Here is an 11,072-nt window from a genome sequence, read left to right on the forward strand (position 1 = left end):
TGCTGTCCCCCGTTGTCTCAGTTCCCCGGCGCACCGTCGAACGCGGCGAAGTTCCCGCTGCTCGCAGCGGCGATCGCGTTCGCCTGCGTGGTCGACGCCATCTCGGCGTCACCGTGGTCGATGGCCCTGGTCGCTCCGGCAGCACCGAGCAGCGACGCCTGGATGCGGTTCTGGATCCCCGTCAGGGTCGGCTGCTGGTGCTCGAAGAACCCCGCGAGCGCTTCACCGATGACCTGCGACTGCGCAGCGGTGGCCGCGGCCTCGACGGTCGCGGCCACCCCCGGCTTGCTGCCGTCAGCTGATCCGCCGAGCGCGTCCGTCAACGCCGTCGCCTTGGTGGCGACGGCGGTGAGGACGGTCTCGACGCCGGCCGGGTCGACACTCCATCCGTTGACGGTCACGTCAGCCGATGTTGCCGACTGCCGACTTCGCCTTGCTGATCGCCGACTGCGCCGACTCGTCGTTCGACTGCAGCGACGCGCGCAGCGTGGCGATGATCTGCTTGACCTCGCCCGCGACGGTGTTCCACCGCTGCTCCTTGGCGTGGTACTCGTCCGAGACGCCGTCGGCCTGGTAGTCGGCCATCGCGGCCTTCACGTCCGAGTCGCGCTGGGCGATCAGCGACTCGAGCTGCGCCGCCACGGCGTTGAAGTTGTCCTGCGCGTTCTGCGACGCCGCGACGTCGTAGTCGCGACGGTCTGCCTGGTTGCCACCGCTCATGGTGTGTTCTCCCTCTCCCCGAAGATCCGTCAGGCGCGGCCGCTGAAGCGGGCCGCGTCGAAGTTCGAGCTGCCCTCGAGCGAGCTCGTGGACTGCGCCATGTCCTGGTCGCCTTCCTGGAACGAACGGTCCATGCCCGAGATGCCCTGCAGCACGCTCGCGAGCGCGCCGTTCAGCTCGTTGGCGATGGTGTCCGTCTCGGCCTTGAAGCGGTCGAAGGCCTGGCGGCCGGCACCGTTGAAGCGGCCCTGCAGCGGCTCGGCCGAGTCGGCCAGCTTGCGCACGAGCGTCCCCAGGTCACCGGAAGCGCCGGACGTCTGCTTGGTCAGGTTGGTGAGGACCTGTGCCCCCATTGCGAACTTCATCGCTCATCCTCTCTGTCTTTCCCCCCACCCCTCAACGGGTGACAGCGAACGTCAGCAGCCTAGACCACCACCTGCGCACGCGTCACGCCCCGCTTCTGACATGATCGGACGTGCCGATGGGAGGTGAGGCATGTCGTCGATCGTGGTCGAGACCGTGGTCCCCGTGATGACCTGTGGTCGCTGCGGGGTCCCGTCGACGCAGGGACAGCGTTTCTGCACCGACTGCGGTGCCCTCCTCGGACGCACCGTCGCCTCCGCCGAGTACGACGCCCTGCAGGGCGTCGCCGCCGCCGGCGTGGGTGCCGTCCTCCTCGCGCGGTTCGTCGACGTCGTCGTCGTCCTCCTCGGCGGCGCCGCGGGCGCCGCACTCCTCTTCCTCGCGCACACCGCGGTCCCGTCCTCTGACCCGGTCGGCACGGCCGTCGCCGGAGCGGTCGCGGGGCTCGTCGTGACGGCCGCGATCGTGGTGATCCGTGCCTCCAGGACGGGTCGCGGCCCGGGCGGTCTGCTCCTCGGCACCCGTGTCGTCGACACGGACGACGCACTGCCCGCAGGACCGGTCCGGCAGATCGCACGGCTCGGCGGACGTCCGCACCGCCGCGCCGCGGGGACCGGCCCCTGGGCCGCGGCGACCGGCACGCTGACCGCCGCGCTCCGGTCCGGACGCGAGCCGCTCGACCCCGCGGTCCCGGCGCTCGGCACCGCCTTCGGTGCGGCCGCGTCGGCGGGTGTCCGTCCCGGGTCGGCTCCCCTGCCTGGAGGCGCGGTGCAGGCCGGTCTCGACGCCACCCGTCGCGCAGGGTTCGGTCCCACCCCCGCGGCTGCCCAGCAGACCGGTCACGGCTTCGCCGAGGTGCCACCGCCGACCGCGCCGGTCGCGGACGACTCGGTGCCGGCCGACGCCGTCGTCCTGCGCTTCGACTCCGGGGCGGTGCACTGGTTCCACGGCACCTGCGTGATCGGCCGGAACCCCGAGGCCGAGCCGGGCGTCGCCACGGTCGCCGTGCCCGACCTGTCCCGCACGCTGTCGAAGACGCACGTCGCCCTCGTGCAGGCCACCGGGGTCGTCGTCCTCCGCGACCTCGGCTCGACGAACGGCACCTCGGTGATCCGTCCGGACGCCTCCTTCGAGGACCTCGTCCCCGGGGTGGACCTCCCCGTCCCCGCCGGCTCGACCGTCCGGATCGGCGACCACGCGTTCCTCGTCGACCGGACCGGAGCGACGACGTGACCCCGTTCCGCCGCGGCGGGCCGGTCGACGACCGCCCCACCGCGAAGCACCCGCTCGTCGACTCGGCGGGCGACGGCTGCATCCGCTACGAGAGCCGGGCGGGCATCGTCCGACTCGGCGGCGCCCAGGCGACCCTGCTCGCGACGGCCGCGGCCGAGGGCGCCCGTCCGGTGCTGGTGACCGACGGCCTGTCCGTCCTGACCGAGGGGTTCCGGCAGGCGCTCGTGGACAGCGGTGGCGCGTGGGTGGTGCGTGGGGACGACGGCCTCCGGAACGGTCTCGACGGACGACGGCTCGACGCGTTCACGGACGCCCCGCACGCCGGACCGCCCACGTCGGTCGAGGACGTCGCTGTCGGGTTCCTCCGCCCGTGGACTCCCACCGCTGACCAGCTCGTCGTCTCCGTGTCGGTCCGCCACCGCGCCGCCGAGGAGACCGTCCTGGGTGCCACCACCGAGCTGCTGGCGACGGAACTCGCCGGTGCGGCACCCAGCGGCTGGGGCCCCCACGAGCCGGCCGGACGAGCCTGGGATCGTCGTGCACTCACCGAGACGGCCCGGGCCCGGATGCCCGACCCGACGCGCCTGCTCGCCGTCGGCTCGGCTGCAGCGCCCCTCGCGGTGACGATCACGGCGCAGCGCACCGGACAGGGCGTCGAGGAACTCACCACCGGTCTGCTCTCGGTCGGCGCCCTCGGGGACGCCGTCTCCGAGGTGCGCGTCGCCGCCGTCCCGCAGGTGCTGGGCCGGCTCGCGGCGACGCAGCTGCCGCTGTTCGCCCTGGTGCTCCGGCGGCCAGGCCGGGCCGACCTCGCGCAGGCACCGCGGCTGTCCGCTCCACCGCTGCCGGTCGCGATGCTCGTCGGCGCCCCGGCGGTCCGGCAGCTCGACCTCGACGTCGAGGGCATGCGGGACCGCTTCGGAGCGGTGATCGCCGGTCGCCCGCGCATCCCGGCACTGGTCCTGCCGTTCGGACGCACCCCGGAGCGCAACCCGGTCGAGGAGCTCGCCGCGGTCATCGACCACATCGGGCGCGACCGCGTGGCCGACGCCGTCGGCATGGACGACCGGACGAGGGAGCAGGTGCACCGTGCCACGGAACAGTGACTCGATCCTGCTCGAGAGCGTCTCGACGCACCGCCGTCGGCTCCGGCAGGCGTTCGTGCTCGGACGCCTCGCCGACCGACGACTGGTGAACGACAACGTGAAGCGGTTCATCGGCAGCGTCGTGCTCGCCGCGGTCGTCGGGGTCGGCTGCCTCGGGTACTCGTTCGTCACGAACGCTCTGGCGCAACAGGCCGCTCAGCAGCAGGCGCAGCAGAACCCGCTGTCGACGCAGACGCCCACGCCGACGCCGACACAGACGCAGCGGACCCAGACGCAGCCGGCACCGACGCAGCAGACACCCACGCAGCAACAGCAACAACGGCAGCGGACGCTGCCGCCGGAACCGCAGCAGGAGACCAAGTGACCGACTTCACCCGCGTGACCGTCGTCGGGGCCGGCCGTCGCGCCGACGTCGTCGTCGCCTCCGACGAGCCGTTCGCCGGACTGCTGCCGCGACTGGTCGACATCCTCGACGAGCCGATCGCGGACAGCGCGCACCCGGTCGCCCTCGTACGGGTCACCGGCGAAGAGGTCTCCCTCGCCGGGGACGCCGCCTCGCAGGAGATCGCCGACGGCGAGGTCCTGCACCTCGTCCGCCGCGCCGACGCCCCGCCGCCCCCCGAGGTCTCCGACGTGACCGATGCCGTGGCCGACTCGCTCGGTCGCCGCTCGGACGGCTGGGGTACGGCCGCCCGGCAGTCCGTCGCCGCCGCAGCGGTCGGGGCCACCGCCTCGGTCGTCGGCACCCTCGTGGTCGCGGCGTTCACGGTCGCCTCCGTGCGGGCGGCGTTCGACGGTGGGACGGTCTCCCCCGCGCTCCTGCCGTCCGTGCTCGTCGGCAGCGGCGTCGTCCTGGCGATCGCGGCGCTCGTCGCCGGCCGCGCCGGAGCCCGGTGGACCGGCATCGCCCTCACCGCCGCGGCGACCGGGCTCGCGCTGCCGATCGGGCTGGCGGTCGGGCCGGTGGTCGGCCGCGAGGGCGACCAGCCCGCGATGGTCGCCGGACTCGTGCTCGTCTGGGCGTGGATCGCGCTCGGCCTCGGGCTCGGCGTCGGGCAGCGCACCCGCACGATCGGCGTCGCGGCCGTCGTCGGCGTCGTGCTCCCTCTGCTCGGCATGGTCACCTGGCTGACCCCGGCACCGCAGGCCGCCGGCTGGGGTGTCGTCGGGATCGCCGCGATCGTCGTCTGCGGGCTGCTGCCGTCGGTCGCGATGTCGTCCGCCGGGCTCACCGGCCTCGACGACCGGGTGAGCGGCGGGGACCCCGTCGCCCGCGACCGCGTGGTCACCGCGCTCGACGACGCCTACCGGGCGCTCGACTGGACGACCGCCGCGGTGGCCGCCCCCATCGCCCTCGCCGGAGCGGCGCTGGTCTCCGACGGCGACCCGTGGGCCGTCGGTCTCGGCGCCGCCGTCGTCGTCGTGGCCGCACTCCGGACCCGGGCCTTCCCGCTGACGCTGCAGGGCGTGCTGCTCTGGAGCGCCGTCGTCGTCGCCGCCGTGCTCGGACTGCTCGGGCACGCCGCCACGGCACCGTTCCAGGTCCTCGGGGCCCTCGCCGGACTCGGCGTGCTCGGCGCCCTGCTCGCCGGGGTCCGGCCGGCCGCGCACCAGCGGGCTCGACTGCGGTCGCTCGGCAACGTGCTCGAGACCGTGTCGGTCGTCGTGGCGCTGCCGCTCCTGCTCGGCACGTTCGGCCTGTTCGCCGCGCTGCTGGAGACCTTCTGACCATGCGGCTCCTCGACGACGTGGTCCCCGCACTCGGCCGGGCCTTCTTCGGCAGCGTGGCCGGTGGGGCACGCGAGCTCGACGACGCGCACCGGGCGATCCGGCAGGGCGTGCCGACCAGCCGGCGCATCGCGTTCGCCTCGCTCCGGGGTGGCACCGGCTGCTCCGCGACCGCAGCGGCCGTGGCCACCGTGCTGGCACGCCGACGCTCCGGTCGGGTGCTGGGCGTGGACGGCGCAGCCGGCCTCCGCTCGTTCGCGGTGCACGCCGGCGCGGACCGGACGGAACCGACGCCGCGGTCCGAGCGCCGGGACGCGGCGAGGACGTCCTGGGACGCGACCGACGGGTTGGCGGTGACCCCGTCGGGGCTGCACGTGCTCCGGATCGGCGACCCGCGCCTCCCGAGCCGACAAGCAGCACCCGCGGAGTGGACGGACGCCGTCGACCCGATCGCCCGCTTCTTCGACGTCGTCGTCGGCGACTGGGGTTCCCGGAGCCCGTTCGTCGACCTCGGCGCGGTGGCGGCGGACGCACACGTCGTCGCGCTCGTCACCGGACCGGACCGCGCCGCGATCGAGGAGGGCGTGGCCCACGCGGACGCCGTCCGCCGGCACGCACCGGACACGCGCGTCCTGGTCGTGCCCGTGGACACCACGGGCGCCGGGCTGCGCGCCGCCCGCACGGCCGCCGCGTGGCCCGGCCACGCGGTGCACCCGGTCCCCGGCGACCCGAGTGTCACCGGTGGCGGCGACCGCCCCACCGCGTCGCGGATCGCCCTCATCCAGCTCACCGCGGCACTCGTCGAGGCGGCGGTCGACCGTCGTCCCGACCAGCCCGCCGACCGCACCGCCCCGGAGGTGACCCGGTGAACCGCATCGTGCACCGACCCGCTCGGGTCTCCACGCCGCTCGTCCGCCCCGACGCGGAGCAGCTCGCCCCACCGCCGCAGCTGCCGGAGGGGCCGAGCGGCGGGATCCCGCTGCAGTCGCTGCTGCCGGTGGTCGGCGCGATCTCGTCCGTCGTGATGATGGTCGTGCTGCGCGGCAACAACCCCGTGCTCATGGTCGTCGCCGCCCTGGTCTTCGTGGTCGCGCTCGTCGGCGGCCTCGGCATGGCGTTCACCCAGCGCGGCAACGCCGTCCGGAACCGTCGCACCCAGCGCGAGCGCTACCTCGACTACCTCGAGGAGCTCCGCGGCGACCTCCGCACCCGCACGACCGCCGTCCGCGAGCGCGCCGAGCACGTCGACCCGTCGCCGGACACGCTCCCCCGCCTGGTCGGCGACCCGGCCCGGCTGTGGGAGCGGCGACGCACGCACGGCGACTTCCTGCGGGTCCGTGTCGGCTCGGGGGACGTCGGCTGGCTCGACCTCGCGGTGCCGCCGGACCAGAACCCGGTCCAACCGCTCGACCCCCTCATGCTGGCCGAGCTCGAGCAGGTCGCCGAGCACTACGGCACCGTGCACGCCATGCCGATCGCGATCCGCCTCGACGACGCCGGGGACGTCTCGGTCGTCGGTGGCCGCGACGCGGTGCTCGACGTCGCGCGGGCCCTCGTCGCGCAGCTCGCGGCGCTCCACGCGCCGGAGGACCTGCACCTCGCCGCGGCGTTCCCCGCCGAACGCGCCGCCGACTGGGAGTGGTTCGACCTGCTGCCGCACGCCCGCATGGACCGGACCTTCGACGGACCGCTGCGCGCGCGTCGGGTCGCCGAGGACGTCCCGACGCTGGCGCGCACGCTCGCCGGCGAGCTCGGCGAACGCGCCCGGACCGCCGCGATGTACCGACGCTCGGGCGACTCGGCCAAGCGCAGCGACCTGCCGCGCCTGGTCGTCTTCGCCGACGAGCACGGCACCGTCGCGGTGCCGCTCGCGCTGCCCGAGGGCGAGACCCGACCGGAGGACCTCCGGATCACGGTGGTGCACCTCGTCGCCGACCGGTTGCACGAGCCGTCGGACGTGCGGGTGCGGGTGACCGCGCGGTCGGACGGTGCCGAGGGGACCGGGACCGCGACCACGACCACGCTCCTCGAGATCGTCGACGCCCGCGACGTCGAAGAGGGCGAGCCGGCCCCCGTGCAGACCGCGGTCTGCGACCCCGTCGCGCCGACCCTCGTCACCGCCGTCGCCCGCGCCCTCGCCCCGCTCCGCCTCTCCGCCGACGCCGAGGACCGCGCGGAGTCGTCGGCCGCCATCGGCGTGACCGACCTGCTCGGCGTCGACGACGTCACGACCATCGACCCGGACCGGACCTGGCGCCCGCGTACCCCGCGGGACTTCCTGCGCGTGCCGATCGGCGTCGACGACTTCGGTGCCCCGCTGCTGCTCGACCTCAAGGAGTCGGCGCAGCTCGGCATGGGGCCGCACGGCATCTGCATCGGCGCGACCGGCTCCGGCAAGAGCGAGATGCTCCGGACGCTCGTGCTCGGACTCGCGGTCTCCCACCCGCCCGAGGACCTCGCGATGATCCTCGTCGACTACAAGGGCGGCGCGGCGTTCGCGCCGTTCGCCCGACTGCCGCACGTTGCCGGGCTCATCGACAACCTCGCCGACGACCCGCAGCTCACCCGCCGCGCTCGTGCGTCGATCGCCGGTGAGGTCCGGCGGCGCCAGGAGATGCTCCGCGACGCCGGGGCCGCACCGTCGATCACGCACTACCGCGAGCTCCGCACGCAGCGCCCCGACCTGCCGCCGATGCCGCACCTCGTGCTCGTGATCGACGAGTTCGGCGAGCTGCTCACCGCGGAACCCGAGTTCGTCGACCTGCTCCTGATGATCGGCCGCATCGGTCGGTCGATCGGTGTGCACCTGCTCCTGTCGAGCCAGCGCATCGAGGCCGGCAAGCTCCGCGGCCTCGACACCTACCTGTCGTACCGGCTCGGCCTCCGCACGTTCTCCGAGGCGGAGAGCCAGGTCGTGCTCGACACCGGCGACGCGTTCCACCTGCCCGCGGTCCCCGGGTACGGCTACCTCAAGGTCGACACGAGCGTCTACACCCGCTTCCGGTCGGGCTACGTGTCCGGCCCCGTCGAGGACGCCACCCCCGCCGCGGCCGCGGTGACCTCGTCCGCCGACACCGCCCCCGAGCCCTTCGTCCTGCCCGTGTACAACACGCTGGCGTCCGAGGACGAGGACCCGGGCGAGACGACGCTCGAGACGCCCGACGTCGGCCGGAGCGTCGTCGACGAGGCCGTCGAGCGCCTCGGCCGCGGCGACCGTGCCACCACGCCGGTGTGGCTGCCGCCGCTGCCCACGCGACTGGCGCTCGGCGCCGTGCTCGACCCGAACGCCGAGACCGACCCCGTCGGCATCACGGTGCCGATCGGGCTGCTCGACGACCCGGCGCGCCAGCGGCAGCGTCCGTGGATGCTCGACCTCACGCAGGGCGGCGGGCACGTCGCCGTCATCGGCGCGCCGGGTTCCGGCCGGACCACCTTCCTCCGCACCGTCGCCGCGTCGATCGCGCTCACGACGACGCCCCGGCAGGTCAGCGTCTACGGCATGGACCTCGCGGGCGGCGGGCTCGGTCGCATCGAGGGCTTCCCGCACGTCGGTGGCGTCGCGACCCGCGCGGACCGGAACCGCCTGCTCCGCCTCGTCGAGGAGCTGCAGGCGATGATCCGGCTGCGCGAGCGGGTGTTCCGCGACCACGGCATCGACTCGCTCGCGATGCTCCGCAGCCGGCACGCCGCGGGCCGGGTCCCCGAGCTGGGATCGGCGGACGTGGTGCTCCTCGTCGACGGGTTCGGGGTGATGCGGACCGAGTTCGAGGAGCTCGAGGACGCGTTCGGCGACCTGCTCCAGCGCGGCGGCAGCTTCGGCATCCACGTCGTCGTCGGGCTCACCCGCTGGAACGAGCTGCGGCTCGCGAACCAGCCGCTCATCGGCCAGCGCTTCGAGCTGCGGCTCAACGACCCGGCCGACTCGACGATCGCCCGCGCCGCCGCCGCGACCCTGAAGTCCGGCGAGCCCGGCCGCGTGCTCACCGGCGACGAGCTGTTCGGGCAGGTCGCGCTGCCGGTGCTCGACGACGTGGACGACGGTGCGGTCGGCGACGAGCTCGCCGCCCTCGCCCAGCGCGTCGCGAACAGCTGGGGCGGTCCCGCAGCCGCGCCGATCCGCCTGCTGCCGGAGTCGTTCGACCCCGCCGAGCTGCCGGACCCGCTCGCGACTCCGACCACGGTGCCCTTCGCGCTCCGCCAGGACACCATGGACTTCGTGGCGTTCGACCCCACGGTCGACCAGCACCTCCTGGTGTTCGGCGACACGGCGAGCGGCAAGACCGCGCTCCTCCGGGGTCTCGCGGCGGGCTTCATGGAGCGCTCGACGCCGGACGAGCTCGTCCTCGCCTTCATGGACGTCCGCGGTGGCGCCGCCGCGGGCACGCCGGACGACTTCCTCGGCGGCCACGCGGCGAACGGGCGCGACGCCCGCGGGCTCGCGGCCGCGATCGCCGCGGAGCTCGAGCAGCGCGCCGCCGGCACCTCCACCGGGCCGCGTCCGCGCATCGTGGTGCTCGTCGACGACTACGACATCGTGGCCTCGGCCGGCACCGATCCGCTCGCGCCGCTCATGCCGTACCTGCCCTCGGCGCGTGACCTCGGGTTGCACGTCGTGCTGACCCGTCCGGTGGCCGGAGCCGCTCGCGCGATGTACGACACCGTGATCCAGTCGATCCGCGACTCCGGCGCGACCGGGCTCGTGCTGAGCGGCGAGCGGTCCGAGGGGCAGGTGTTCCCGAAGGTCTACGCGGAGCAGTTCCCGCCGGGCCGCGGGCGGCTCGTCCGACGCGGCACGGCCCCGCGCATCGTGCAGGTCGCCCACTTCCCCGCGGCCACGACCGTCGCACCGGTGCAGGCCGACCCCGCCGGTCAGACGACCGTGCTCGACCCGAAGGGAGCCGTCGATGCCCCGTGAGGTGATCATCCTGTCCGCAGAGCCCCCGTCGTCGCTCGCGCTCGTCGAGGCCGGCGCCGACATCGCTCCCGACCTGCGAGCACGGACGCTCGAACGCGTCGTCACCGAGTTCGTCGACGACCGCGGTTCCGCCGTCCTGAGCGTCCAGGTGCCCCAACGCGTCGAGAACCCGGCGGAGATCGCACGACTCGCCCCGTGGGCCACGCTCGAGGCACCGGTCTGGTGGACCGACGCCTGGGTGCCCTGGGGAGCTGCGGGCGAGGTGGGCGTCGCGATCGTCCGCGCCTTCGCCGCAGCCGTCGACGCCCAGCTGATCGTGGAGGACGGCTCGTGAGCACGCTGCCCCCGAACTCCGCGCTGCCCCCGAACTCCGCCCCGCCCCCGACCTCGGCCCCGCTCCCGCCGATGCCCGGCTCGCGGCGAGCCGCCGTCCAGCGCGCCCGGACGGTGCTCGTCGCGGGCGTTGCCGGCGGCACCGGGACCACGACCGTCGCGGCGCTCCTCGCCGACGCGGTCGGCGGTCGCCTGGGCGTCGTGGTGCAGGCGACGGACCACTCCGGTGGTGAGCTCGCCGCGCGGCTCCCCGTGCTGCAGACCGCGACCTCACGCGTGACCGTGCACGACACGGGCGCGCACGTCGGCCCCGCCGCGGTGCTCGCGGCCACGCCGGAGAACAGCCTCGTCGTGGTCGGACGGGCCACCGGTGACGGTGTCGAGGACGTCCGGGCGGCGCTCGCCTCCCTCGCCGACTCCCCCGACCCGACGCTCCTGGCGCGCTCGGTGGTGGTGCTCGTCGACCGGGCCGCGAAGCCGACGCCGGTCGAGACGCGACCCGTCCGCGACGCCGGGGTCGCCGGCGTGTTCGTGCTCCGCGCCGACCGCGCCCTCGGCCGTCCCGGCCGCATCGACGTCGCCGGCCTGGGCCGGCCCACGATCACGACGGTGTCGGACCTGCTGACGGCGCTCGGCTGGTAGACGCGACCGACAGACGGACGGGAGGCACGGTG

General features: G+C 74.8%; 11 protein-coding genes. 8 read left to right on the top strand and 3 right to left on the bottom strand.

What is annotated here, in order from left to right:
* Positions 1–17 precede the first annotated feature (17 nt).
* The 3 genes from BIU96_RS00310 to BIU96_RS00320 are packed head-to-tail and all read right to left on the bottom strand — an operon-like array spanning position 18 to position 1,085.
* Positions 18–401 (bottom strand): DUF6507 family protein, encoded by a 384-nt coding sequence (locus BIU96_RS00310; RefSeq protein ID WP_071290628.1) that lies wholly within the window; start codon positions 399–401, stop codon positions 18–20.
* Between the two features lies 1 nt (position 402).
* The gene (locus BIU96_RS00315) at positions 403–720 is read right to left on the bottom strand and encodes a pore-forming ESAT-6 family protein (protein ID WP_027466434.1); all 318 of its coding nucleotides are present in this window, start codon (positions 718–720) and stop codon (positions 403–405) included.
* Between the two features lie 29 nt (positions 721–749).
* Positions 750–1,085, bottom strand: a complete 336-nt coding sequence (locus BIU96_RS00320; protein ID WP_027466433.1) for a WXG100 family type VII secretion target — start codon at positions 1,083–1,085, stop codon at positions 750–752.
* A 130-nt stretch (positions 1,086–1,215) separates the two neighbouring features.
* On the opposite strand from BIU96_RS00320, the gene BIU96_RS00325 reads away from it, so the two are divergent.
* The 8 genes from BIU96_RS00325 to BIU96_RS00360 are packed head-to-tail and all read left to right on the top strand — an operon-like array spanning position 1,216 to position 11,040.
* Positions 1,216–2,316, top strand: coding sequence for an FHA domain-containing protein (locus tag BIU96_RS00325; RefSeq protein ID WP_071290629.1), 1,101 nt, complete (start codon positions 1,216–1,218; stop codon positions 2,314–2,316).
* Positions 2,313–3,422, top strand: coding sequence for a DUF6177 family protein (locus BIU96_RS00330; protein WP_071290630.1), 1,110 nt, complete (start codon positions 2,313–2,315; stop codon positions 3,420–3,422). The genes BIU96_RS00325 and BIU96_RS00330 overlap by 4 nt, the downstream gene beginning before the upstream one ends.
* A complete protein-coding gene (locus BIU96_RS19630; protein WP_071290631.1) occupies positions 3,406–3,786 on the top strand; it encodes a hypothetical protein in 381 nt (126 codons plus the stop codon). The genes BIU96_RS00330 and BIU96_RS19630 overlap by 17 nt, the downstream gene beginning before the upstream one ends.
* Positions 3,783–5,150, top strand: coding sequence for an EsaB/YukD family protein (locus BIU96_RS00340; RefSeq protein ID WP_071290632.1), 1,368 nt, complete (start codon positions 3,783–3,785; stop codon positions 5,148–5,150). The genes BIU96_RS19630 and BIU96_RS00340 overlap by 4 nt, the downstream gene beginning before the upstream one ends.
* A gap of 2 nt (positions 5,151–5,152) precedes the next feature.
* On the top strand, positions 5,153–6,019 hold the full coding sequence (locus BIU96_RS00345; RefSeq protein WP_071290633.1) for a hypothetical protein: 867 nt from the start codon (positions 5,153–5,155) through the stop codon (positions 6,017–6,019).
* Positions 6,016–10,065 (top strand): type VII secretion protein EccCa, encoded by a 4,050-nt coding sequence (gene eccCa, locus BIU96_RS00350; RefSeq protein ID WP_071290634.1) that lies wholly within the window; start codon positions 6,016–6,018, stop codon positions 10,063–10,065. Before BIU96_RS00345 ends, eccCa begins: the two co-directional genes overlap by 4 nt.
* The gene (locus tag BIU96_RS00355) at positions 10,055–10,399 is read left to right on the top strand and encodes a hypothetical protein (RefSeq protein WP_071290635.1); all 345 of its coding nucleotides are present in this window, start codon (positions 10,055–10,057) and stop codon (positions 10,397–10,399) included. The genes eccCa and BIU96_RS00355 overlap by 11 nt, the downstream gene beginning before the upstream one ends.
* Positions 10,396–11,040 carry a hypothetical protein gene (locus tag BIU96_RS00360; protein WP_071290636.1) on the top strand — a complete coding sequence of 215 codons (645 nt, stop codon included), beginning with the start codon at positions 10,396–10,398 and terminating at the stop codon, positions 11,038–11,040. The genes BIU96_RS00355 and BIU96_RS00360 overlap by 4 nt, the downstream gene beginning before the upstream one ends.
* Positions 11,041–11,072: the final 32 nt, after the last annotated feature.

Origin of the sequence: Curtobacterium sp. MCBA15_008 (assembly GCF_001865065.1) — a bacterium.
GTDB lineage: Bacteria > Actinomycetota > Actinomycetes > Actinomycetales > Microbacteriaceae > Curtobacterium.

What these genes read in the sequence shown, in the direction of transcription:
- BIU96_RS00315 (WP_027466434.1), bottom strand. Translation starts at nt 720, where the DNA reads ATGAGCGGTGGCAACCAGGCAGACCGTCGCGACTACGACGTCGCGGCG.
- BIU96_RS00320 (WP_027466433.1), bottom strand. Translation starts at nt 1,085, where the DNA reads ATGAAGTTCGCAATGGGGGCACAGGTCCTCACCAACCTGACCAAGCAG.
- BIU96_RS00325 (WP_071290629.1), top strand. Translation starts at nt 1,216, where the DNA reads ATGTCGTCGATCGTGGTCGAGACCGTGGTCCCCGTGATGACCTGTGGT.
- BIU96_RS00345 (WP_071290633.1), top strand. Translation starts at nt 5,153, where the DNA reads ATGCGGCTCCTCGACGACGTGGTCCCCGCACTCGGCCGGGCCTTCTTC.
- BIU96_RS00355 (WP_071290635.1), top strand. Translation starts at nt 10,055, where the DNA reads ATGCCCCGTGAGGTGATCATCCTGTCCGCAGAGCCCCCGTCGTCGCTC.